This is a genomic window from Cohnella algarum (assembly GCF_016937515.1).
GTDB classification, from domain to species: domain Bacteria; phylum Bacillota; class Bacilli; order Paenibacillales; family Paenibacillaceae; genus Cohnella; species Cohnella algarum.
The window spans coordinates 3,016,364-3,039,709 of the sequence record NZ_JAFHKM010000002.1 but is presented as its reverse complement, the minus strand read 5'-3'; the positions used below and the strand labels follow the sequence as shown (position 1 = coordinate 3,039,709).

Below are 23,346 nucleotides of genomic sequence, written 5' to 3'. Positions count from 1 at the left end.
GAATGATCGCAAATGAAGGATCGAGACAGTTTTTGTACAATAGCGACTTTTGCAAAGAAGGGGATAATTATGCTGCGAATGAATATCGACTATGTGCCGAAGATCAACCTTGTGGGTTACGTGGAATATACGGCGCCATGGATCCACTTCAAACGCAACATTAACGAGTATGTGCTCTACGTCATCAAGGCCGGCGAGCTGCACATGGCAGAGAACGGGGACCAGTATAAACTCGGAAAAGGGGATATGTTCCTGCTTGAACCGAATCGGGATCATTGGGGGACGGAGAAGCATACCTGCGATTATTATTACATTCACTTCCAGCATCCCGATATTCAGAGGACGGCAATTGAAGATCCCGCTGCATTCGGCAGAAAACTCATTCTCGAGCATCGTGAGTCGGAAGAAGACGGGAACTTATGCTATTTCCCCAAACATTACACCATGCCTGACAAGAACAGCTTTTACCAAGTGATGCATGCGCTGACCGATCTTGTCCAATTGTACCTCCGCCCCCGCTTCAACCGCGGGCTGACCGGTCTGCGGTTCTCGGAAATGCTCATCGAACTTTCCCGGATCCATTTCATGGATACCCTTCAGAACGGCGATGGGAGACAGACAAAGTCGTTTATGAAGGTTCATGCCTTACTGGGCTATATCCATCAACACTACATGAATAAATTGACGAGCAGCGCGATTGAGAAGGAACTCGAGTGCAACTACGATTACATCAACCGTGTATTCAAGGAAGTGACGGGCACGACGATTACAAGATATATCAACGAAGTTCGAATCCGCCGCGCGAAGGAATTGATCGAAGCAACCCATCTAAGCTTCGGCGAAATCGCCTATCTGACCGGTCTCGGCGATCCGTATTACTTCAGCCGTCTGTTCAAGCAATATGTTGGGATGGCGCCACGAGAATACTATGTGAAAGTTCGGGAGGGGACGGTGGGTAAAGTCTAAATAACACCAATAGACGTACCTCAAGTTGCACTTGTTATGTTCACCGGATCCGTCTCGACGAGAGCCGCTTTAACAACATTGTGATCAGCAGCAGAAACGGAATGAGACCGATAAAAAAGGGATTCATCCCGTACTCTAGAGCAACGATCTCACCGATTCGGATATGCTCGGGCCAGCTTGGGGCGTAGAATGCCGAACCATATATTGCGGCACTAAGCAGCGCTGTCGCTTTCTTACGTGATAGGCCGACAGCCGCGGTTAAGGCGGTCACTGCCGCCAATGCCCATACGGTCGCTTTCATGAAAATGCCGACGTACAGCAAAATGACGACAAAGACATCGAATCGACCGACGCCATACGCGACCTCGAACGATTGGACCGTCTGCAGAAACGGAATTGCGCTTATTTGTACGACCGGCGCGCTCAGTACGGCCAGATTAATAACGTTCGTCGAGAGAATGACGAGCCCAGCGATGACAAAACCCGCCTGTACGAACCGGGACCAGCCCGGTCGGTATGCCGCCGAACTGAAAAACATGAGGAATACGACGATCTGCCCGAACGGAAATGGCGTCGCGTCTCGCAATGCGGCCACCACTACCGCGGCGACGCCCGTGTCGAATAAGGGGAGAAGATGGCGAAAGAAAGCATTACCGGACAAGAACATGATGATCACCAGTCCGAGATAGAAAAACAGAATGCCCCAGATGAGGATTTCAGCGAGCCGGAATACCACCTCTATTCCTTGGTAAACGGCGTAAGCGACCAGTAGGACCAACACGATCATAACGACGCCGAGCGGCGTGCGGTCCAGCAGCGTCATGATCGTAAGATCGCCAATATCACGGACGTTACGCATCGCCTCATAAGCGAAGTATAGAACGTATAACAAGGAGACTGCTGTGCCGGCGATTTTTCCGAAATTCCGCTTTAGAAGTTCGACTAAGTTGCAGGAAGGATCGAACTTCTGCACCGCAAGGAACAACAGCATCAGCAAGTAACCGAATGCAAATCCAAGCCCGGCCACGAGCCATGCATCCGTCTTCTGTTTGATGCCCAATTCGAAGAGCGGCGTACTGCCGATCAAAAATACTACGACCGCCGCACGAAGCTGATTATGGCTGATCCGTTCTGTCACGCTCATCCGTCCTTATCCTCTTGATTGCCCAAGACTTTAGTGAAAGGGTCATTCGTCAATCCTATTCTGCGAATGCTCACTTCGACGTTCGTGTGAATCGACAGCTCTCGAATCCGGCTGGGCCAATTGGCTTTCAACACGCTCCAAGCTTGTCGATCCGTCCGATGTATGACGTCGCCGAACCCGAACACGTCTGCACCGAGGTCTCTCGCCTTGCGGACAGCGGACTCCACATCCGATTGGATGGCTTCCGCAATCGACCGTTCGAGGCTTCGGAGTCCTTCGGCCTCCCGAAAGTCGGTTTGGCAAGCCATCTCGGATACCGAACCTTCGGCCCTTATATTGAGTTGAATGCCGATCTCTTTGCCTTCGTACACGGCTTTCTGCTTCGTGCTGGCCGTCTCGACTTGGAACGAAGAAGCCGAACCGGAGGTGAGTTCTTTGCCATCACAAGGAAACGGCAGCATCATTTCCTTGATGTGGTTCGTAGCCCATGCCCAGCCGACCGTTTCTCGTTCATTCATCCACCCGACCAGCTTGTCCGCTTTGAATACGCCCATCCGGCCGAGCTTGATCACGCCGGCGCTTCTTGTTGATTGGAGCGCATCGAGGTTCGATTGCTTGTCGCGGTCCCCTGATACAAGCACTTCTTGCGCGACGGCGTTCCGATAGGGATTGGCCATCATCATGATCAGATCCTGCAATCGTGTCGGCACGTCGCGAAATTGCATTCGGGTTCGCCTTATTATGCCATCGATCGCGTAGGCCGGGTTGCTTTCGAAAGGGATCAGCACGTCGAGAACGTCTCGCGCTCGCCCGTGAGCGATCAGCACGTTTACCGTCTCTCTTCGTTCGTGGTCTCTCAGGTAAAGCTCCAATACGGCCTTGAGCCCCTTCTCGCGTGCGACCCGCTCGCTAATAACGATCACTTGAATATGCGGGAAGAAGAGCCGTCGAGGCGATTCGGTGCCGGCTCTTTCGACGGCCTCCAACATCGTTCTTCCCTTCGCGGAGAAAACCGTGACCGGGGATTGGGAACCGCTGGTTTGCGACGTTGCGGCGGTTGACCGAGGGACGGTGATTTGGAAAGAAGCCTCCCATTCACCCGAATCGTTCAAGTCTACCGCCTTCGCGCTGACTATGCCCAACTCGTTCAGTTCTTCCCGATTCCAGCAGCCGCCAAGCAGCAAGCCAACCGACAAAATGCATACAATTAATGCTATACGTCTCATCTTGTACACGCTCCTGTTGAAAGATGACGCGTTTATTACTTCCTCCTCGCACCTGGTCTAAGGTGCTTCCGCTGACGCACTTCGTTAGACGGAGAAGCAATCAGCTTTGGTCGGGTATGCATCCGCCACCACGGCGCCCTGACAATCACGTCCTTAAGATTCTGCGGTATACGGGGAGAGATCGGCATAAGGTATGGCACGCCGAACGAACGGAGTCCGCACATATGAATCAACAAGAAGAGAAGCGCAGCCGTAACGCCGTACAGTCCCAGACAACCCGCCATGATCATCAAGAAGAAACGGATCAGCCTGGCAGCTACCGCAATGTTATAGGCCGGCATGACGAAGCCGTTAATCGCTGTAAACCCTACGACAATAACCATTGCGGCCGACACAAGCCCGGCCTCAACGGCTGCCTGCCCCAATACGAGCGCCCCGACGATCGAGATCGCTGGCCCGATCGTACGAGGCATCCGGATGCCCGCTTCGCGCAATACCTCAAACGTAATCTCCATCAAGAGAGCTTCCAGAACCGCAGGCAGAGGCACGCCCTCCCTCTGCGCCGCAAGGGTTACAAGCATGGTTGTCGGCAGTAGTTCGGGGTGGTAGGTCGTAACCGAGATATAGAGCGAAGGCAGCACCATCGCGATAACGAAAGCCACGAACCGGATTCCCCGGACGAAGGTCGCGATATCGAACCGTTGATAATAGTCCTCGCTCGACAGAAAAAATTTAAAGAAGGATACCGGCAGAACCAATTGGAACGGGGTTCCGTCCACCAAGACCACGACTTGACCTTCCAGTAGTGCGGCAGCCGCGGCATCCGGCCGCTCCACATTGAGAATTGTTGGAAAGGGCGTATAGGACGCGTCTTGAATAAACTCTTCGATGTACCCGCTCTCCAGAATGCTATCGACTTGGATGCGATCCAGTCGGGTCAGCAATTCCCGCACGACGCTGTCCTTGGCGATACCGTTAATATACATCACGCAAACCTTGGTCCCCGTTATGGTTCCGATGGTCCGGTCAATCCGCCACAAGTTCGGGCTCTTTATCCTTTTCCGGATCAGCGCGACGTTCGTCCCGATATCTTCGACGAATCCTTCCTTCGGACCGCGCACGACCGTCTGGGAAGTCGGTTCGTTAACGTTCCGCTGCTTCCATTTCGGCGCACCTACGACGGCCGCGTTGGCCCACCCGTCTGCAAGCACGATCACGTTACCGTTAAACATTTCGGAAAGAACGGCCTCAAACCGATCCGTGACAGCCATCGACGCGACGTTGACATGATGGCGGAAAAACGTTTCAAATCCTTCCAGAAATTGGTCGTTGACTTGATTCGCGGCAGACGTTAACGGCTGCAGGATATTGTTATTGAAGATGTCAGTGTCGACCAACCCTTCAATGTAAACCAGTGCAAATGATGTCCGAACGCCTAGGATGCTTCGAATCACCACATCAGAGCTCTTACCCGTCGAGTCCTCGATGGCTTTCAGATTTTCAGCCAGCTGCGATACAAGTACGTCAACTCCCATGTTTTTGGCTCCTAGTATAACGACCCCTAAATAATGTAACTATATTCCAGCAAGATGTGGTATACTCTTCGTAACGAAATTGAACGGAGAGAGAACATGCCATTTCAATCGAAAAAAGAAAAATTGCAGCTTACCGATATGGATCGAGAGATGCTTCGAAAAATCAGTCACTCCCGTTCCGAAGAGTACCGCCGAGTAGAACGTGCCCGGATGCTTCTTCACTATGCCGACGGTCTGAGCATTCCCAAAATTGCAGAGACGCTTGGGACCACGGTGCCGAAGGTCAATCGTTGCGTTGATAAAGCGCTGACACTCGGGCCGGAGGCCGCTTTAGGCGAAGAGCAGCGTTCCGGGCGTCCGGCTGTTGTCACTCCCGAAGCCAAGGCGTGGGTCATTTCACTGGCCTGTCAGAAGCCGAAGGAATTGGGCTACTCGTATGAAGTCTGGACGCAACGTCTACTGGCTCAGCACGTACGGAGTCATGCGGCTTCTGCAGGCCATGAGTGCCTCTCCAGCATGTCGCCCAGCAGCGTGTTTCGTCTGCTGAACGCCCATGACTTACAACCACACAAAGTCCGTTATTACCTGGAGCGCCGCGATCCCGACTTTGACGCCAAGCGCGCCGAAGTCTTGTGCGTGTACCAGCAAGTCGAGTACATCTTGGAAAATGAAGAACTGAAACCGCTCTGCGACGTGTACTTATCCTACGACGAGAAGCCCGGGATTCAGGCAATCGGCAATACCGCCGAGGATTTGCCTCCAGTTCCTGGAGAGCATCCGACGATCAGCCGCGACTCCGAGTACAAGCGGCATGGCACGCTTAGTTTGCTGGCAGGTATTGATTTGGTCACGGGCGAAGTCATCGGCTCGGTCGAAGAGCGGCATCGCAGCTGCGAGTTCGTCGACTTCCTCAAAAAATTGGATGCCCATTACAGCCCGGAGTTACGCATACAAATCATATTAGACAACCATTCGGCGCACATCTCAAAGGAGACCAATGACTACTTGCAGACGCGCCCGGAACGTTTCGAGTTTGTATTCACCCCCAAGCACGGTTCCTGGCTGAATGTGATTGAAAGTTTTTTTGCGAAGATGACCAAACAGGTACTTCGTCATCTTCGAGTTCAGTCCAAAGAGGAATTGAAACAACGCATTGAGTTATACCTCCGAGAAGTGAACGAAAACCCGACGCCCTTCCGCTGGAAATATGGCTTAGAAGGGTAATGAGTCATGAACATTATTTCAGGAGCTTTCTACTAGGTAAAATTTGTACTATAATGTCCCCTGTCCATCCTCCTGTTATGCAGAAATGCCCGGGGACCCCCGGGCATTCCGCGTATTGGCTATTGTTTACTTTGGGTTCGGCGCTCCATCTCTGGCACGTTTGTCGATACCTCCCCCATTCTGTCCAATAAAGACAAGTGTCCTCTCAATCGCCGCCCATCTCCTGCGAGCATCCATGATGCATTTGCAAATCCCCGTCTATAAAGGCGTTACCATGGATCTCCGACCAGATGCTTCGAAGCGGCCGACCACACCAAAGATCACTAGGTCCTCGAACAGGTCATGACATACCAATTCGGACGATACTCCGTTGCTCTAAGAACGATACACCGCGCGGCGAATGTCGAAAACTTCGTCCCCTTGCCGGTCTGGAAGCTCTCGGTCGCCTTGATGAGTCCAATCGTTTCAATGCTAATCAGATCTTCTAAATCCTCACCGTGGAATTGTGGAATTATTTTTGACGTTACGAACACGACCCGATCTCCCGCGGCATTACCCAATGAGTTCGCTCCCCAGAATTCAATCCGTGCTGCAGATGATGACTTTGCTGTCTGTTGTTTTAGGACGGTTTCGGATCGAATCCGCCCTTGTTTTACATCAATTTTACAGCAACAAGCAAAAACAGCACCTTTTTCACGAAATGAAGGTGCTGTCCCATTGAAAAAAACCTTATATGACAAGACTTTTAACGAACTGTTTGATTCCTCACCAACACTGCCACGCTCTCCACATGTGTTGTGCTCGGAATAGGAAGGCACTTTCCCCCTTTCACTTCGCATGGACTTTTTTTGCTTATGCATTTTGCGTTGGATGCTGTTATGAAAGCCGGTTTTATAGACGAAAGTCAATTTGTACGGCTCGGGGCTACCTTGATCGGGGTTCTCCCCAATAATAACTTTATCGACAATGCTTTCGAATACGTTCCGGTCGAATGCGGTCAGAACCTCATTCGTATGAAGCACTTTGCGAAAATGTTCAAGCCGTTTTCCCAAGTCAATTTCATCTTGCGTGGATTGCTCCAACTGTTCCCTTTCTTCGAGCAATTTAGTAAGCGAAGTATCGAGCTCCGCATACTTCTGTTCGTAAGTAGCCCTGTCTATTTTCTCATCCAGGCACAAATCAATCAGTTTGCAACGTTTTTGCTCCGTGGCCTGAATGTCGCTGATAATTTTGTTCAGTCGCTTTTGATTATTCTGGTCGCTAAACACGGACGCCATTCTTTTCATAAGCTCGTCCAGCACATCCGAATTGTCGCGGCACACCAATTTGTACGATTCGACAAAAGCACCCTCAATCAGCTTTTCCTCCAAAGCTTTGCTGTGAGTGCAGTATTTCTTCCCTTTTTTCGTGGCTGTCACGCACTGCCAAATCACCTTTTCATGCGGGGTTCCGCTGTGCCAGTTCCGCCGTGAGAGGTTGCTTCCGCAGAAAGCACATTCCAACTTGCTGCTGAAAGCAAATTTCCTGCTGTACTTGTCCCGCTTGCCCTTCGCGCCGCGGCGGCGATTCTCGCCCCTTCGATGCAATATATCCTGCGCCTTTTCAAAAACTTCCTCGCTGACAATCGGCTCATGATGATTTTTGACATAAAACTGATCTTCCTCGCCGTAATTGTCCAGTCTTCTCTTGGAAATGGGATCGACGGTAAATGTCTTTCCTTGTAGCAAATCGCCTTTGTACTTCTCATTCTTTATGATACCAAGAACGGTTGTGTCCTGCCATTCGACTCTTCCGTACTTGGTCTTATGTCCCGCCTCAGTCAGTTCCTTTGCAATAACGTAAGCGCCGATCCCCGATGTATATCGTTCAAAAATATAGCGGACGATTTCGGCTTCTTCTTGATTAACGGTGATCTGTTTCGTATTCACATCGTAATCATATCCCAGACAACTTTGGAAGCCCACCAGTTCGCCGCGCTTCATTTTCATTTTCAAACCTTTTTTTACGTTGGCGGAGATGTTCTCCACTTCCTGCTGCGCTACGGAGCTTAGAATGACGAGCAACAATTCGCCGTCCATCGTCAGCGTATTGATATTCTCATCTTCAAAAAGTACGGCGATGTTCTTTTCCTTCAACATTCGGACGTATTTCAACGTGTCCAGCGTATTTCTTGCAAACCTGGAGATAGACTTCGTGATGATCATATCAATTTTCCCGTCCATACAATCGTTAATCATGCGCTGAAAATCCTCGCGCTTCGTTACCTGAGTACCGGTTATGGCTTCATCTGCATAAATATCAACCAGCACCCAGTCGCTTCGTTTGCTAACGAGATCGGTGTAATAGGCGACTTGCGACTTGTAGCTGCTCAATTGCTCCTCGGTGTCGGTACTTACGCGGGCATAAGGGGCGACGCGAAGAACATCCGATAACTTTCCGGCGTTGCGATCGGATATTTTCCTACTTGCTTTAATTACTTCTACTTCGAGAGCCATGATGTTGTCCTCCATTCTTATTTACTTGCCATCAGTTTAATAAGAGATGGGCGGACCGACAAATGTGCGAATCAAGAAGTAAGGTCCGAAATGATGCCGTAATCCCGCATCGTTTTGTTCTTTATCAAATGAAATTCGTTTTCGGTAATCAAAGATAATGCCAGTAATTGTTTTATCATAGCGATTTGCATGCTGTACCGGATGAGTTTATGGTTCATAAAAACCTCCCAATAATCCAGAAAAGCTGAAAAACAGAGATGCGTAACAAACATTATCGCGTGTGCGCATCTCTGTTTCCGCCTCTGTTTTGGTTGCTTCTCTTCCATTAACCCTATCCGGCGGACAGTGGTTAACCGTCCTCATAGGCTTCAAACCTCTTCCAGGATCGCTGCAAGCCGCCCCCATTGCGCTGAACTGTGGCTGGACGGAAGTATCATTATCCCTCCGCATGGGTCTTCGCCTTAAATGGAACCACCATTTATGGATTGCATGGGCAAAATCGCTCGCTTTCTGACGGTTCCGCTAACAAGACATGCAAAAACAAGAACCGGCAAAATGGTCGTGGCGCGCCTGCAATTTGGCTATCCTTCCAGGCCATGCGAGGAACGTACCGGATAGGGTTGTATTCGGTTGTCAAAGTTCATTGAGAGGAACGGAACATGCTCCTCTATTATTCATTTCATTTTTGATGCAAAATCGGACCTTGCTGTTGCGGATGGCTTATGGATCGCTCCTCCCAGAATAATGCGAAAAAGTCACCCGAACTTCTATGGAGGTAATAGGTAGTGAATGAAGAGTTTGGTTGAGGGTACAAGAGTTTAATGCTACCATTATATTGATGCGTAAACGCAAGGTACTTCAGAATTATATTAACATGACTAAACTAGCTAACCTTGCTGCTGATAGCTCTTTTATCTTTGAACCAGGAGTTGAAGTCAGTGGGCAAAACTAAAAGAGATACACCAAAAGAAGAAGTTAAATTAGCTAACACACATGTTCCCGATAAAGTCTACGCCTATTCGTTGCAAGTACGACACGCATTATACGAACTTCAGAATTGTTCATCTAACGATATAGTAAGTGTAGAGGTTCTTGAAGATGTGGCCATTGAAAAATCCGATGGAACTGTAAACGCCATACAGCTAAAAAGTGTTCTTTCAAACAACAATCCCATTTCGAATCGCGCGAAAGATCTATGGAAAACTCTTTATAATTGGTTGTTATCCGTAACAAATCATGAACTTGATGTTCACAACACAAAATTCATCCTTTTTGTAACAGCAGATAGAAAAGGATCAATTGCGAGTTCCTTTCAAGATGCAGATACATTAGAGAAAGCACAAGCAGCTTGGGAATCCGCAAAACAAGAGTTTTATAAAGATACAGGGGAAGAAAAAGAACTTTCTGACGAATATGCATTGTATATAAGAAGTTTTTTTAAACCTGAGAATAGATTATTTGCAAGTCAAATCATTCAAAAATTTTGTTTGAAAACTATTCAAACAAACCATACATCTCTTCTTTACGAAACATTCTGCGAAAGGGCTATGCTAGAAGAAGATTTAGGAGACATTTTATTTACGTATATGTTGGGATGGATTGATAAAAGATTATCGGAATTGGTTGAAAATAAACAACCGATGTGCATATCGTATCAAGATTACAGAACAGAACTTATTGCGATCAGACGTGAATATAACCAAAAACTAAGTCTAAAAGAATTAGCTCCAAGACCCACCGAACAAGAAGTTCAGGAAGAGATGAATGCATTAAGAAGATACATAGAACAATTAGACGTTGTGGAATGCGACTATACTGAAAAAATCGAAGCGATAAATGACTATCTCCGGGCCTCTACTAACCGAACAATTTGGGCTAAGCGCGGGGACATCAGTGATGGAAATCTGACAAGCTATCAAGAAACACTAGTAAAAAAATGGGATGCTAAAAGAAAAATTCTCTCTCTTCGGAATATGCATCTAAACCTTTCACCTGAAGAATTGGGGAAGCTATTGTATCTTGAATGTAAGAGTGATCCAGTTAATATTGATCATCTTTATGTGCCAGACTTTTTTACTGCCGGATGCTATCACGCCTTATCTGATGATGTGGAAATTGGCTGGCATCCTAATTATAAAGATATTTTCATGCCAGGGAGTGGATTAAGTGTCCAACTTAAATAAGGAAATTCAAAACGTTCAAAACCCTGCATTCGGTGCATTTATTATATGGAGCTTTGTAAGAGGCTACTATAGTAACAATAAATCCTTAGTCCCATTCCCTCTATTATTTATTGTTTTACCAGTAATATTTCGTGAAGATATCTCTGAATTGTTGTCTTCCACTAACAAGCCCTCGGGCCTACGAACCTTTGCTAATAAATTTCTTTCAACAAAAGTGCTTAAAAATGATCTTGTATCAAATATTCATATAAGCGCATCAAACATGAAGGAACTATCACTTCGGTCGATCCAAATAGCTCTCTACTCTTCCCTAATCGCATTAGATTATGAGGAAGCCCTGGCTTTTCCTTTTACAACAACTGAACGAAAACAAGAACCTAAATCTATAGTTAAACTTGGAAAAGCTTCAGAAAAGTTGGGATTTTGGTGTTCCCAACTAACTCTTCATGAAATATCTCAAATACTAAAAGTGAGGTTTTAACAATGGATTTCCAAATAAAAAAACTTATCCTCTGGTCAAAAGAACCTCAATTCAAACCTAAGGAGATTGAGTTTAAGACTAATTCTGTAAATATAATTACTGGTGCATCTCGAACTGGGAAATCTGCAATTATTCCGATCATTGATTATTGCTTAGCCTCGGATTCTTGTTACATACCTGTTAAAACAATCAGAAATGCTTGTAGTTGGTTTGGAATTGTCATTGAAGTCAATCAAAAACAAGTGCTTCTAGCAAGACAAGAACCTGGGCTACAGAAGTCTACTGATAATATGTACATCGCATCCGGTATTGAAGTAGAAATTCCTGATATCCCTATAAAAAATACAAATAGAGATTCAGTAAAAAAGTTTTTAGATGAATTGTCATCTTTAACTTTCTTAGACATCGACGATGAGCATTCAAGCAACTACCTAGGTAGACCATCCTTTAGAGATTTAATGGCATTCTGCTTTCAACCTCAGAATATTGTAGCAAATGCAAACACATTGTTTTATAAAGCGGATACTACAGAACATAGAACAAAGCTTATAAATATATTCCCATATATACTTGGTGCAGTTACCCCTGATATTCTTGCGAAACGACAAGAAATTAATAATCTGACTAGAGTACTTAAGCGCAAAGAAAAAGAATTACTAAAGCTCAAAGAGGTATCCGAGAAATGGAAAACCGAAGTAAATGGCTGGCTTGCTATAGCACAAGAGTTTGGCCTTATTAAATTGGATGCATTGAATGACCTCTCGTTTGAGGAACAAATTGAGATGCTGACATTAATATCGGAGAAACGAGCATCGGATTCGAGCATTCTTAATAACAATATTGAAGCTTCCTCTCAAGAAATTGTCGCATTAAGAAAGGAAGAAAGCGAACTCTCTCTAAAGCTCTCATCCTTAAAAAATCGTTATACAGAAATGCGTCAATTGATGAATAGTCTAGACGGGTATCGAGAATCTTTGACCATTCAGGTTGAACGCTTAAATATATCTAAGTGGTTAAAAAGCCTGACAGAAGACAATGAAACCTGTCCAATATTCGGAACTAAGAACCATCCAAAAGAACAAATTGATAAATTTTACACCAATTTAATTAAACTTGAAGATGAAACGGGATTTACAAATAAAATCCCCGCAGCATTCGAGCGCGAATTTGAAAATGTAAAATCAGAAATCAGTATACTATCTGAGCAGATTACGGCTGTACAAAAAAGAATTAAATTGCAAAGTCAAATAAGAAATTCTGCCGAGCATGAAAAATATACTGTTGAAAATATCTCCAGATTTATAGGCCAAGTTCAATATGCAAACGAAACATTTAAATCATTAGGTACAGATAGTGAATTAATTCATGAGATAGAAACTATCAATAATACACTATCAAATTTAAGGGCACAGGTAAATGAAAGTGCAGTAATACAAAGGGTCAATTCAGCAATAAATAAAATTGGGGGCTATGCAATAAGACTCTTGCCGTTGCTAGATTCAGAACGCCCAAATGATCCCATTCGGATTGATTATCAAAATTTAACTGTTGTTGTCAGTGGACAAGATGGGCGTGACGATTACCTTTGGGAAATAGGCAGCGGTTCGAATTGGCTTGCTTATCACATCTCAGTGACACTCGCATTCCAATTATTTTTCAATCAACAAAGTCATTCACCAGTACCTGGATTTATTGTTTATGACCAACCTAGCCAAGTTTATTTTCCTAAAAAAATAGCAGCCAGAGAAAATGAACAAGAATTAGATCCAAAGCTTGAAAATGACGAGGATAGGATTGCAGTCAAAAAAATCTTTGAAACAATGTCAGAAGCATTAAAAATATCTCAATCAAAATTCCAAATTATCGTATTAGAACATGCTGACAGCAGTATTTGGGGCGACATTCATAACGTTAATGAAGTTTGTGAATGGCGCGGCGACAATAATAAACTCATTCCTGAAGAATGGATTAAATAAAAAAAACCTTGTAACAGAACGGGGTGGAGAAATGTCTTTTGACTTTAGCCAATTTTTTAACAAAACAACTGGTCCTAGGGAACAACACCCGATAAAAATATATGATAACTTACCAAAAGGAAAGGTTAATGACCTCTGGCGAGGGCAGTACTTAGCACTTGAGGAAATACATCATGTATTAGATCAAGGAAAAAAGCATGTTGTTGTAATTCTTAATACTGGAGGCGGTAAAACGGTAATTGGACTCTTAGAAGGGCAATCAATTACTAATCGTTCTTTAGATAGAGTTTTTTACCTGTGTGGATCAAATCAACTTATTGTTCAAACGGCTCAGGCTGCAGAAAGACTGGGACTATCCGTAGCCACATATTTTAATAGAAATATGTGTAACCGTCAAGACCTCTTGCACAAATTTGTCAATATGCTGTAAAAATGTCACCATAACTCGTCTGTAAAAATGTCACTTTGCTAATTTGGGCAGCCGCCCGTTCAAGTGACTTGGACGGCTGTCGTTTTTGTGTTATCCTGTTGTTGTCTACAGTTCCATGCCAACCTCCAAGGGTGGTTGGCGGCGGGTTTGCGTGACTGCGCAGGCTCCGCCTTTTTTGTTTTGGACATCGGTTTGCGTACCGGCTTTTCCGTCTCTTTCAGCGGAATCGCCTGGCCATTGTGCCAAACGAGCACTTCTCCAGAGAGCGTTTTACGCACCTCTACCGTTGTTCTGGCTTCGAAACGGAAATCACAGGGCTTGGCGAAGGTATACACTTTCCCGTAATAAGAGAGTGTGTTTCCGTGTCCTAACTTTCGGTACTCGCGAATCGTGAACACATGATTCAAATTGACGGATGGATCCAGCTTCATATACGCCGATTCTACTTTTTTGGGCTGAACAGCAAATTTGCGATTGTGCTTCTCCAACAGCATGGGCAACGCCGCATTGGCCTCCTCAATCGTCTTTGCGCCGAGCAGCCTGAGTTCGATGACCAGGCGATCTTGGAACGTCTGCCAAAGCCTTTCTACACGGCCCTTAGCCTGCGGCGTAATGGCCTTGATATGCTCAATGTGAAGTTCGGCCATCGCCTTGCCAAAGTGAGAGAGCGGCTTCGTTTCACCAGCCAGTTCCTGCTCTACGGTCAGCTTTTCATTAGGAGAGCGAAAGATGGTGTGTCGGTCGCTGTACAGGCCGAGCGGTACGCCGTATTTCTGAATGCCTTGCTGCATGACGAGCGAGTATCCTTCGCGGCATTCGTTGAGCCGGAATATGGCGCCGACAACCGTGCCTGTGGCATCGTCGATGGCTGCATGGAGGGCAAAGGCAGGACCCCGGTCCTCCAGCCAAGCAAATGGCGTCGCGTCGATCTGCCACAGCATTCCGGCTTGCGGCTTGCGCTGACGTGGTTGATGAGCTTTGCTACGTCTGCGCTGCTTGGCTTGTTTGATTCCTTCAGAAAGCAAAATACGTCTTACACTGGAAGGACTCAATTTCAATGCTTCATGTTCCTCCAAAAGCTCCGCAAAATGGCAGTTGTTGCTACCATAGTATTTTGTGTTGTACAACTCAACGACCTGCTGTTTAACTTCCTCGGACAAGGCGTGCTTCGGCTTTTTTCCGCGATTGCGGTGCACCAGTGCCTGCGCTCCTCCCTCTTCCACATACTTTTTCTTCAGCCGAATCATTTGTCGCACTGTTAGTCCGAGTGTCGCTGCTCCTTCCACATTAGTCATGTGTCCGTCTAAAATCTTCTCCACGACAAGTACCTTTTTCAGTTCTGCTCTGGTCAATGTTAATGTCTCCTGTCCCATAGTGACATTATCTCAGAACAGTTACAGGGTGACATTATCACAGACGAACAACAGACCTCTTGCACAAATTTCGCTTAATCATTTTGAACAATTTTAGCTTGCGAAAATGGTCTGCCGGTGCTTCAAACGGTAGCTGTCACCACTTAATTGGATGACCTCACTCTTATGCAAAATACGATCCAAGATGGCAGTCGTTATCGCCGGATCACCCAGCAGTTCACCCCAGTCCTCCGGTCCTTTGTTCGAAGTAAGGATGATAGAGGTTTGACCATACAGCTTATTCACAAACTGAAAAAATAAATTCCCTTCATTACGGTCCATAGCCATGAACATCAGATCATCCAGAATCACTAGATCAGAGGTATAGATCCGCCGGAGTTTGTACTGTGAGGATCGAGAAATCTCTTGTGTCTTCAGTAGATGGATTAAATGATCCATAGCCACAAAGCTTACTTTGTAGCCGTTTTTTAGCGCCTCCGTGCCTAATCCGATGGCTATGTGCGTTTTCCCTACTCCGGGAGGCCCGAGCAGAATGAGATTGTAATTCTGCTCAAGCCATAAGAGTTCCCGAAGCTGCTGAAATTGGCGTTTGCTTAAGGTCCGCTGTTCCTCCAGCCGGAACTCATCAAGCGTCTTCACCTCTGGGAACGACGCCCATTTATACCGCCTAGCAAGTTGTTTCTCTTCCCGGCGAACCAATTCATATCGGAGCAGCCGCTGTAGAAACTCACTGCATGTCCATTGGTGTTCTTCAGCTTCCATCAGGCTTTCATCAACAATCTGGGCTGCTTCCGTTAGGTTCAGCATTCTTAAGCTTTGTTTCAATTGCGTTATGGTTTCGTTCATGTTCAGCCTCCTCCCAAAATACGCCGGTAAATCTCAACATCACGAATTTGAGGCTTGGCTTTCCATTTAGATTGATCGGCTCCGCTCAGCTGTTTCACATGACTACATTCCAACGCTGGTTTTTCGTTGTCCTTTAAGAAGTGGTTTACAGCATCAGCAAAATCGCTGGCACGGTACAGTCGATTGGTTATGCAGTAACGGAGGGCTTGATCCACTGCTTCTTTCGTTGCTTGATCTAGCGTCTTTTGAATGAGCTGAAGCTGATCACGGGTGTACCGAGGGTGTAGACGATGAATTTCTTCCAGATAAGGTGAAGCAAGGCCAGGATCGGGAAAATGCTTTTTGACGCTTTCTAGATACGCAGCAATGCCCTTCTGGCGATCCCGACGGTGATTCGTGTTCTGGATCAGTTGGCCTCGACATTGCGAGAGCTCATGTTCAGCTATGATCTCCCCGGTGTCTACATCGTAGATTTGCAATTTCAACCCATTGACCCGGATGCCGACCTCTTTCGATATGCCATCATAAGTCCCGAGGGGAACGGAGTAGCGGTTCCCTTCATACCAGATGGTGTTGTCCTTCCTCACGGTCCTTGTTATACTCATATTAGGTTTTTGTATTTTTTCTGGGACCGGGCGAAGGTATTGCTTTTCCATAGCAAACACTTCGGCTGGTATTTTTTTGGTCGTATGATGGATAAGGGCATTTCCCGTTCGCTCTAACCAAGCCAAGCAGTCCTCATTCAACTTGTCCACACTGACGAAGATCCGATGACGTGCGAAATTCCGTTTGACGTATTTCACGACATTCTCAATTCGACCTTTGCTTTCGGGATCTTGTTTCCGGCACATGTGGACTTGAAAGCCCCGATGACGAACGTAAGCCGCAAATTCATGAGTTAGAATTAAATCGCCGTAATTTTCACTGGTAAGCAATAAGTGATCCTGATCGTAAACAATTTCTTTCGTCATTCCGCCATAGTATGTAAAGGCAAATTCATGAGCATCAATCACATCCTTCGTAACAAACGGTCGATCTTGCCAATGGACGAACTTGTATCTCGAATGGGATAGAACGAATGTAATGAACCAGCACTTTACCAGATTCCCTTGGAGAGTCTTCATTTTCATCTCTCCGAAATCTACTTGCATTTGTTCACCCATTGGGGGATCGGGAATGGCTTCGTATTGCCTTTGTTGCACTTCCTTTGGGATTCCATACATCTTTCGCAGCATCCGAACGTAGCTTCTTACAGTGCTTTCCCCAACTACAATTTCTGGATGGTGTTCCTTTAGCCAATCCCAAACTTGAGCAGCAGAGAGGTCGGGATACTCCCTCAACCACTGAATGATACGTTGTTCGTAAGGGTCTAACTTCTTCTTCCTGGTCTCGAGATCTTCCATGAATTGTTTAAATTCATCCGGATTCATGCTCAAATACTTATACACCGTGTTCCTCGAGACATTCAGTTTTCTGGAAATCTGTGAAATCTTCAATCCCTTCGCTTTCATTTGATGAATAGAGAAATACATATGCCACCTTTTTAAGCGTCCCATACTCTTCCCCACCCATGATGATTATTTCTAAGATGTATGATAATCAGGGGAGGAAGGATTGTAAAATGTTCATCTTTATCTAGCAATTCCTGTTGTCTATATTCTAGCGGTTACAATATGGTCAATGAGCTTGAATTTAATACTGGCGAAATTCAATGTTTAACCAACTATCAAACCTTATTTAATGGGAAGAACACTCGTTTTAGGACAGATATTGAAGGGATAATTTTTGATGATGCCCATGTTGCCTCCCACATTGTTAGGGAAAATTTCACTCTTCATCTTCCTGAATCAGAATTCCCTACAACCTACTCCACGTTGGTTGGACAAGTCAGACAATATTTTGAGTCCATTCACCGGGGACCTGAATTCGATCAAGTAGTTACTTTTAAAGATGACCCAAGTGTTCTTTTTATTCCTCTTTTTGTTTGGAGGCAAGTAGTAAGTCGCGTTATTGAGTCACTTACAAATGAGGGTGTTACAACTAAAAGGATCTCTATGTTTGCTTGGGAACACTTACGAAATAATTTGGATCTATGTGTAGCATTTCTAAGTTCAGATGGAATTGAGATATCGCCTTTCTTACCACCAGTTAATACTTTACCTTTTATGTCTTCATCAGTAACTAAAGTGTTCTTATCCGCAACTATGCAAAACAAACCCGAATTTGTTCGTACTTTTGGCTTCTTGCCGGAAGCATATATCGAGCCAAAAACTAGTGCAGGGGAATCTGAGCGTCTTATAGTGACACCTTATGTTAATCCTAAACTTAAGGAAGGCATGTTTAATTATATTGTCATCAGCCACTTTAATTGACGGTAGATTCGGAACCGCCAATGACGGTGGCTTTTTGCTTTCCTCACCGCCGTTTCGGAGACAATTATATTTCGCCTTTGTTTGTCGGCGTAAAAAAACTGCTCCGAAGAGCAGTTAGAACAGCGGTCGGACGCGGTACTTGGCATGTCGGTGGAGCCAGAACTTCGAATTTCCAAACTTCACGTACCAGTCCGTATCGAGCTCAAGGTTGGATGGCAAGAAGTGCTTTCCTACTTGAATCATCACGGCATCACCACAACGTAGCGAGCAAAGCAACTCTTCTCCATCGTACACGTTCCAACGCTCGGTATCTCCATGAAATCGTATCTCATTCATATTTGTCATCCCTCACTGTTCCTTAAATTCAGCTAGGATCCTCGTCACATGGACGGTATCAATCATTTTGTCTTTTCGCAGCACTGCATCCAGAAGCGCAGCGGTGCAGACGTTATTTATCTCTCGGCATATCCCCGAGCATGCGCGTATATGGCGTCCATCGCTTCTGTCGTAAACACCGGCCCTGTACTTCCGGCAACCTCCAATTGGTGGGAGATGTAATCGCGGCACTCCTCGAGCGACAAGCCTTCCAAATGAAAACGCACGTTCATCCGCTGTGTAATCGGCTTGAAGATTCTCAGTTGCAACGTGGCCTGTAGTTCCGGCTGTCCAATGAGCAGCAGGGCAAGCGGCGAAATCGAGTCCATACGAAAATTCGTCAAAAAGCGTATTTCTTGCAGCATGTCTCCTGAAAGCAGGTGCGCTTCATCCACGACAATAACGGCGACCTTCTGCTGGTTCTCGTACAAATCCCATACGAGGTGCTGGAATTGCCGTTTGGCTTCGCTGCGCAGAAACTTGGGCGGCAAGCCGAAGTGGTGGAGGAGTTCACGGTAAAAGTCCCTTGGTTTCAGATTCGCATCCGACAGATAGATAAACCGGTACTTGTTCGGATCCAGTTGGTCTTTCAAGTAGCGAACGGCTGTCGACTTGCCGCAGCCAATTTCACCGGTGACGCAGCCAATCGAGCGAGTCATCACCATATACTGCATCCGTGCTACACATTCTTCGAATCGCTTGGAGCGGTGCAGATGCCGTGTTTCAATCTCCCGGGTGAACGGAACGCGCTCCCACCCGAAGAAACCACGAATCATGAGCGATTCACCTCTTTCATCGCTCGCGAAAGCGCAGCGCCTTGCGCTTCGCGGGTCTGCCGTTTCTGTTCTTCCACCAATAATTCCACATAGTTGAGGCCCGTCTTCGGCGGTTGCATGACGGCCTTCGGTTCATCCTGCTTCGGCCGGTTTTTCGGATCGCGGAGCTTCATTGGCTTCGCGTCTTCATAGCGCTGGCCGTCCTTCCACACCTGGATGACGGACAGGTCGTGCGGATCGAATCGCACCTGAATCTTCGAGCCGGCAAGCTCTGTCTGGACCTCGAATATCGTGCCCAGCAGCGAGATGCATCCCGTTTTGTCCACTTTGCGGGATTCCTCCAGCAAGAATACTTCTATGAGTTCATGCGGCGGCAACATGCGAATCGGGTGGTCGTCTTTTTGGTATCGGTCGACTGGGCGCTGCTTAAAGCTGTTGTGGACTTTCTGGTGGTAAGCAATCTCAAGCCACGCCGAGAAGAATCGATTCAAATCGTTAAGCGTCTGGATCTTCCCTTGTTCAATCAGGTCGTATGCCTCCGGCACAAAGCTCTGGTCGACAAATCGGAAGAACTTTTCTTGCTTCCCGCGTCCCATAGGACGTCCGGGGCGAGTATGCTTAAGCTCTGCCCCCAGTCGCCCGCAAATCCGCTCAAAATGGTGTGAAGAATAGATGGCGCCGTTATCGACATAGATCATTTCCGGCACTCCGTTCTTTAAAATCGCCTTCTTCAGGCAATCCTCCAGCCGGGCCACACGTTCCTCGAAATAGAACTGGCCATGCACAACGAAGCGAGAGTAATCGTCAATGAAAATAACCAGATAGGCCATGACCTTCTTGCCGGGCTTGTCCGGATGCGGAAGGTAAAGGGTATGCTGCACATCGCCTTGCCACATGCTATTTCGGTGCGTGGCTTCAAACCGGCGAAAGTGGCTCCACCCCGTATTCAGTAACGCTTTGCGCGTGACGCCGCGGCGGCGAAGCTGCTTGCTAAGCGTGCTTTCTTTCAGGGTGCCGGGGGCCACGAATGCCGCCAGTTCCAGAATCGCAATAATCTGCCTGACGCTTCGGCCGGGTTGCTCCTGCTTTAAGGCAATCGCTTTGGCAAGCACATCCTCGGGGATTTCCCTGGTCGTGAGTTTGTCTGCTCGGACGGAGGGCAACAGCGCCTCCCATCCGCCTTCGCGATACGCTTTTAAATATCGCTCAAGCGTTCGTAGACTAATTCTCCTTCGCTGTCCCGACGACGTTTCATACTCATGGCTTACAATTTCGCGCATCAACGCCATCTGTTCTCCGGGATCCAATTTGCGGCTAACCAGTGATGCAATTAAGCCATAACGGAAGTTGGCTTCTTGCTGCCTTGCTTGCTCATCCATGCTAAATCTCCTCTCCCTGTGGTCTATGAGAGTATCGCATAGACGCTAGAAGCCAGGGAGGGCGCATATTTTGTGGGATCAGGAGGGCAACTTGCCGTCCAGGCGATTTTTAAAGCAATTTTGGAGGCGATTTTCGTTTGCCTTGCTCCTTGGCGGTGGATGCTGAAGGGATTTATAAGCGTGATGCTACAGGTAACCTCGCATTTAGAAACGTCCAATAGCCCCGTCTGGATGCGCCAGCGGGGATGAATCGGGGTAACAGTTTGTCCAGCCAATCCAATGTATCCATTGGCGTTGGGTTCATCATGGTGGGGTAAAGGTGGAGCATATCCGTGTCGTCCCCCTGGGCTACGAGTTTCCCAGCAACCCATAGTGCTGCATCCGCTGCGCGGCGCAGATGTCTTGCCCACCAGCGTTTCAACGTACGGCGGCTATAACGCACGGCAGGAGTTGTTGTGCTTTCTGTCGTCTGCCGCCAAGAGAATCCCTTGTGCTTGCGCTTTAATGCCGCTTCTCGCACCCAAGTCGCATACCGGGCCCATGGAATCAGGAACTCCGGCAGGAGGGAGATTGTTATTCTACAGGTAGGACAATATCGACGGTAGATCGGGATCTGGATGACCTCATGCTTCGTCACAATTCCTCGCCAATAACGACCGTGTTTATGGAGAAGCCGACCGCAGTTTTCACAGCAGAGCTGGACGTCAGGAGATTGATTTCCGAATGTGCGTAAATAAGCCTTGCAAGAAAGGCCGAAATAAAGTATTTTTGACATGATGAAGTGAATGCTCCCGGGGATCCTCGCCAAAGGTTCGGGAGCATTTTCCTTTTTAATCGACAATAGCCTAATCCACCGTCATTGTACAGAAGGGATTAGGCTATTGTCGGCTGTTTATTCGGTTTGGCTCCGCCACACCGAATGGCGAATTCATGCCTTTTTCCCGCCATAAAGTCAGGCGGCGAACATTATATTATCCTGAATTTCGAAAGTTCCACTCTCTGAAAATATAAAAAGGGCTCCAAATCTTTGGTAGAATGGTGTTTGTCGAGAACACATCACCCAAAGAGAGGAGCACCTTTTAGGTGAAGTCTACCACAGCCATCAGCAAAATCAAGAGCGAATTTTCACTGCAAAACGCCACAAGCTTCGGTGGCGTCAAAATCTTTCTGGCCTTTCTCGAAAAAATCAAGCTGACCGAAGCAATGCGCAACCTCTCTGGCGGAAAAGCGCACAATGCGATTTTCCCTGTTCATCGAATTCTGCTCTACTTCATCGTCGGCTGGATGCTCGGCTGCGAGCGAATTTTCCATTTTCGTCGGTTGAAGTCTGACGCGCTGCTACTCCGTTTCCTTGGCGGACGTTGTCCACATCATAGCCTGTTGTATAAGGAACTGGGGAGACTGGGCCGAACCTGTCCGCAGCTGGCAACCGAGCTGAGGCTGCTCAATCAAGAGATCATCCGACCATGTTTACCGTCTGACCTTATTCTCGATCTGGATTCCACGGTGGAGACAGTGTACGGCGATCAGACCGGCGCGGCCAAGGGTACGAATCCACATAAGCCCGGACGTAAAAGCTACCATCCGTTACTGGCCTTTGAAGGACAAACTCGCTTGAATCTGAACGCGGTCCTACGGCCGGGCAACACCCACTCTTCCACTGACGCCGCCGCCTTTCTGCAGCAAACCTTCAAGCTTCTCGGCGAGCGCAAGGTGAAGTATGGTCGATTCGACAAAGGCTTCGGCGGCGAAGAATTCTATAGCCTCTGGGAAGGCCAAGGAATCGGTTACGTCGGCAAGCTCAAATGGACTCAGCGGCTCGCCAGTGAAGTCCAGGCTTGCCGTTATTGGACACGCTTTGTGGACGAGGATTGGATCATCGAAGGAATCAGCTTGATCTACAAAGCGACATCTTGGAGCAAGGCGCGTCGTGTAGCGGTTATTCGCAAAGCGCAAGTATTCGAAGACGGCCAAGGCCGAATCGTGTTTGATTCCGATTGGCAATACGAAGCCATCGTGACCAACCTGGAATGGGAAGCGATTGATCTATGGCGGTTTTACAACCAACGCTGCTGCATGGAGAACTACATCAAGGAAGCCAAAAACGGCTTCTCAATCGACCGTATCGCCACGAGCGATTTCAATGCCAATGAGTTGGACTTGCTCATTAAGCTGCTCGCTTACAACTTATTTGAGCGATTTAAACGCGACTGTTGCGAGCCCATTCACCAAGGCTATACGATCGCCCGTTTTCGCTTGGAGTTCTTTCATTGCGCAGCGACGCTCATTCGGCACGGCCGCTCCGTCGTATTGAAGCTGATGAAAGATTTCGCTGGTCGCTACGCCTGGAAGCGAATCGAGACCAAAGTGGCCTTGCTGGAATGATCAATATCCATAAAGTTACATGGAAAATGAACTTGCCCCTTCACTGGGGAGGGGGAAGAACCATCCGTAAATCGCGAAAGAATCCTACAGGAATGGAAAATACCCACATTTTTACACCCCGTACTCCTTTTGCATCACCACGTTATCTTGGACTTACGGGCTTTCGAAATTCAGGATTAT

At 47.1% G+C, this 23,346-nt stretch carries 19 protein-coding genes; 8 read left to right on the top strand and 11 right to left on the bottom strand.

From position 1 onward, the window contains the following. Nucleotides 1-69: 69 nt before the first annotated feature. The gene (locus JW799_RS13810; protein WP_205430296.1) at nt 70-966 is read left to right on the top strand and encodes an AraC family transcriptional regulator; all 897 of its coding nucleotides are present in this window, start codon (nt 70-72) and stop codon (nt 964-966) included. Between the two features lie 40 nt (nt 967-1,006). Here the strand turns inward: JW799_RS13810 and JW799_RS13805 are convergent, their stop codons facing one another. From JW799_RS13805 to JW799_RS13795, 3 genes are read right to left on the bottom strand one after another with little or no spacing between them, the layout of a single operon-like run. Continuing rightward, entirely contained in the window at nt 1,007-2,110 is a 1,104-nt protein-coding gene (locus JW799_RS13805; RefSeq protein WP_205430294.1) for a GerAB/ArcD/ProY family transporter, read from the bottom strand. Further along, nucleotides 2,107-3,336, bottom strand: a complete 1,230-nt coding sequence (locus JW799_RS13800) for a Ger(x)C family spore germination protein (protein WP_205430292.1) — start codon at nt 3,334-3,336, stop codon at nt 2,107-2,109. Before JW799_RS13800 ends, JW799_RS13805 begins: the two co-directional genes overlap by 4 nt. Nucleotides 3,337-3,371: 35 nt before the next feature. Continuing rightward, a complete protein-coding gene (locus tag JW799_RS13795; RefSeq protein WP_205430290.1) occupies nt 3,372-4,871 on the bottom strand; it encodes a spore germination protein in 1,500 nt (499 codons plus the stop codon). A gap of 96 nt (nt 4,872-4,967) precedes the next feature. Between JW799_RS13795 and JW799_RS13790 the strand changes: the two genes are divergently transcribed. After that, nucleotides 4,968-6,095, top strand: a complete 1,128-nt coding sequence (locus JW799_RS13790) for an IS630 family transposase (RefSeq protein WP_080834426.1) — start codon at nt 4,968-4,970, stop codon at nt 6,093-6,095. 323 nt (nt 6,096-6,418) lie between these two features. Here JW799_RS13790 and JW799_RS13785 read toward each other — a convergent pair whose 3' ends face one another. Beyond that, on the bottom strand, nt 6,419-8,590 hold the full coding sequence (locus JW799_RS13785) for a recombinase family protein (RefSeq protein WP_205430288.1): 2,172 nt from the start codon (nt 8,588-8,590) through the stop codon (nt 6,419-6,421). 938 nt (nt 8,591-9,528) lie between these two features. Between JW799_RS13785 and JW799_RS13780 the strand changes: the two genes are divergently transcribed. From JW799_RS13780 to JW799_RS13765, 4 genes are read left to right on the top strand one after another with little or no spacing between them, the layout of a single operon-like run. Beyond that, the gene (locus JW799_RS13780) at nt 9,529-10,773 is read left to right on the top strand and encodes an ABC-three component system protein (RefSeq protein WP_205430286.1); all 1,245 of its coding nucleotides are present in this window, start codon (nt 9,529-9,531) and stop codon (nt 10,771-10,773) included. Beyond that, on the top strand, nt 10,757-11,254 hold the full coding sequence (locus JW799_RS13775) for a three component ABC system middle component (protein WP_205430285.1): 498 nt from the start codon (nt 10,757-10,759) through the stop codon (nt 11,252-11,254). Before JW799_RS13780 ends, JW799_RS13775 begins: the two co-directional genes overlap by 17 nt. 2 nt (nt 11,255-11,256) lie before the next feature. Further along, a complete protein-coding gene (locus JW799_RS13770) occupies nt 11,257-13,230 on the top strand; it encodes a DUF3732 domain-containing protein (protein WP_205430284.1) in 1,974 nt (657 codons plus the stop codon). 31 nt (nt 13,231-13,261) lie between these two features. Beyond that, nucleotides 13,262-13,660 (top strand): DEAD/DEAH box helicase family protein, encoded by a 399-nt coding sequence (locus JW799_RS13765; protein ID WP_205430283.1) that lies wholly within the window; start codon nt 13,262-13,264, stop codon nt 13,658-13,660. A 59-nt stretch (nt 13,661-13,719) separates the two neighbouring features. Here JW799_RS13765 and JW799_RS13760 read toward each other — a convergent pair whose 3' ends face one another. From JW799_RS13760 to istA, 3 genes are all read right to left on the bottom strand, one after another. Beyond that, nucleotides 13,720-15,012: an ISNCY family transposase gene (locus JW799_RS13760; RefSeq protein ID WP_205428370.1), complete on the bottom strand. Its 1,293-nt coding sequence runs from the start codon at nt 15,010-15,012 to the stop codon at nt 13,720-13,722. Nucleotides 15,013-15,126: 114 nt separating this feature from the next. Next, the gene (istB, locus tag JW799_RS13755) at nt 15,127-15,879 is read right to left on the bottom strand and encodes an IS21-like element helper ATPase IstB (protein ID WP_201317746.1); all 753 of its coding nucleotides are present in this window, start codon (nt 15,877-15,879) and stop codon (nt 15,127-15,129) included. Between the two features lie 2 nt (nt 15,880-15,881). Beyond that, nucleotides 15,882-17,435 (bottom strand): IS21 family transposase, encoded by a 1,554-nt coding sequence (gene istA, locus JW799_RS13750; RefSeq protein WP_201317745.1) that lies wholly within the window; start codon nt 17,433-17,435, stop codon nt 15,882-15,884. Nucleotides 17,436-17,552: 117 nt separating this feature from the next. On the opposite strand from istA, the gene JW799_RS13745 reads away from it, so the two are divergent. Then, nucleotides 17,553-18,251, top strand: a complete 699-nt coding sequence (locus tag JW799_RS13745) for a hypothetical protein (protein WP_205430282.1) — start codon at nt 17,553-17,555, stop codon at nt 18,249-18,251. Between the two features lie 114 nt (nt 18,252-18,365). Here the strand turns inward: JW799_RS13745 and JW799_RS30115 are convergent, their stop codons facing one another. The 4 genes from JW799_RS30115 to JW799_RS30110 all read right to left on the bottom strand — a co-directional run bounded on the left by JW799_RS30115 (nt 18,366) and on the right by JW799_RS30110 (nt 21,556). Beyond that, on the bottom strand, nt 18,366-18,587 hold the full coding sequence (locus JW799_RS30115) for a DUF5348 domain-containing protein (protein WP_176220599.1): 222 nt from the start codon (nt 18,585-18,587) through the stop codon (nt 18,366-18,368). Nucleotides 18,588-18,703: 116 nt separating this feature from the next. Further along, on the bottom strand, nt 18,704-19,402 hold the full coding sequence (locus JW799_RS13735; protein ID WP_205428197.1) for an ExeA family protein: 699 nt from the start codon (nt 19,400-19,402) through the stop codon (nt 18,704-18,706). Beyond that, a complete protein-coding gene (locus JW799_RS13730) occupies nt 19,399-20,781 on the bottom strand; it encodes a DDE-type integrase/transposase/recombinase (RefSeq protein ID WP_080832306.1) in 1,383 nt (460 codons plus the stop codon). The genes JW799_RS13735 and JW799_RS13730 overlap by 4 nt, the downstream gene beginning before the upstream one ends. 172 nt (nt 20,782-20,953) lie before the next feature. After that, complete coding sequence (locus JW799_RS30110; RefSeq protein WP_420830679.1) at nt 20,954-21,556, bottom strand: DUF6431 domain-containing protein; 603 nt, start codon at nt 21,554-21,556, stop codon at nt 20,954-20,956. Between the two features lie 308 nt (nt 21,557-21,864). Here JW799_RS30110 and JW799_RS13725 point away from each other — a divergent pair, with 308 nt between their 5' ends. Continuing rightward, nucleotides 21,865-23,166 carry an IS1380 family transposase gene (locus tag JW799_RS13725; protein ID WP_205429816.1) on the top strand — a complete coding sequence of 434 codons (1,302 nt, stop codon included), beginning with the start codon at nt 21,865-21,867 and terminating at the stop codon, nt 23,164-23,166. The last annotated feature ends 180 nt before the right edge of the window (nt 23,167-23,346 follow it).

Bases quoted from the DNA above. Each gene is read 5' to 3' on its own strand.
- JW799_RS13810 (WP_205430296.1), top strand. From the start codon at position 70: ATGCTGCGAATGAATATCGACTATGTGCCGAAGATCAACCTTGTGGGT.
- JW799_RS13805 (WP_205430294.1), bottom strand. From the start codon at position 2,110: ATGAGCGTGACAGAACGGATCAGCCATAATCAGCTTCGTGCGGCGGTC.
- JW799_RS13800 (WP_205430292.1), bottom strand. From the start codon at position 3,336: ATGAGACGTATAGCATTAATTGTATGCATTTTGTCGGTTGGCTTGCTG.
- JW799_RS13795 (WP_205430290.1), bottom strand. From the start codon at position 4,871: ATGGGAGTTGACGTACTTGTATCGCAGCTGGCTGAAAATCTGAAAGCC.
- JW799_RS13790 (WP_080834426.1), top strand. From the start codon at position 4,968: ATGCCATTTCAATCGAAAAAAGAAAAATTGCAGCTTACCGATATGGAT.
- JW799_RS13785 (WP_205430288.1), bottom strand. From the start codon at position 8,590: ATGGCTCTCGAAGTAGAAGTAATTAAAGCAAGTAGGAAAATATCCGAT.
- JW799_RS13770 (WP_205430284.1), top strand. From the start codon at position 11,257: ATGGATTTCCAAATAAAAAAACTTATCCTCTGGTCAAAAGAACCTCAA.
- JW799_RS13765 (WP_205430283.1), top strand. From the start codon at position 13,262: ATGTCTTTTGACTTTAGCCAATTTTTTAACAAAACAACTGGTCCTAGG.
- istB (WP_201317746.1), bottom strand. From the start codon at position 15,879: ATGAACGAAACCATAACGCAATTGAAACAAAGCTTAAGAATGCTGAAC.
- istA (WP_201317745.1), bottom strand. From the start codon at position 17,435: ATGGGACGCTTAAAAAGGTGGCATATGTATTTCTCTATTCATCAAATG.
- JW799_RS13745 (WP_205430282.1), top strand. From the start codon at position 17,553: ATGGTCAATGAGCTTGAATTTAATACTGGCGAAATTCAATGTTTAACC.
- JW799_RS30115 (WP_176220599.1), bottom strand. From the start codon at position 18,587: ATGAATGAGATACGATTTCATGGAGATACCGAGCGTTGGAACGTGTAC.
- JW799_RS13735 (WP_205428197.1), bottom strand. From the start codon at position 19,402: ATGATTCGTGGTTTCTTCGGGTGGGAGCGCGTTCCGTTCACCCGGGAG.
- JW799_RS13730 (WP_080832306.1), bottom strand. From the start codon at position 20,781: ATGGATGAGCAAGCAAGGCAGCAAGAAGCCAACTTCCGTTATGGCTTA.
- JW799_RS30110 (WP_420830679.1), bottom strand. From the start codon at position 21,556: ATGTCAAAAATACTTTATTTCGGCCTTTCTTGCAAGGCTTATTTACGC.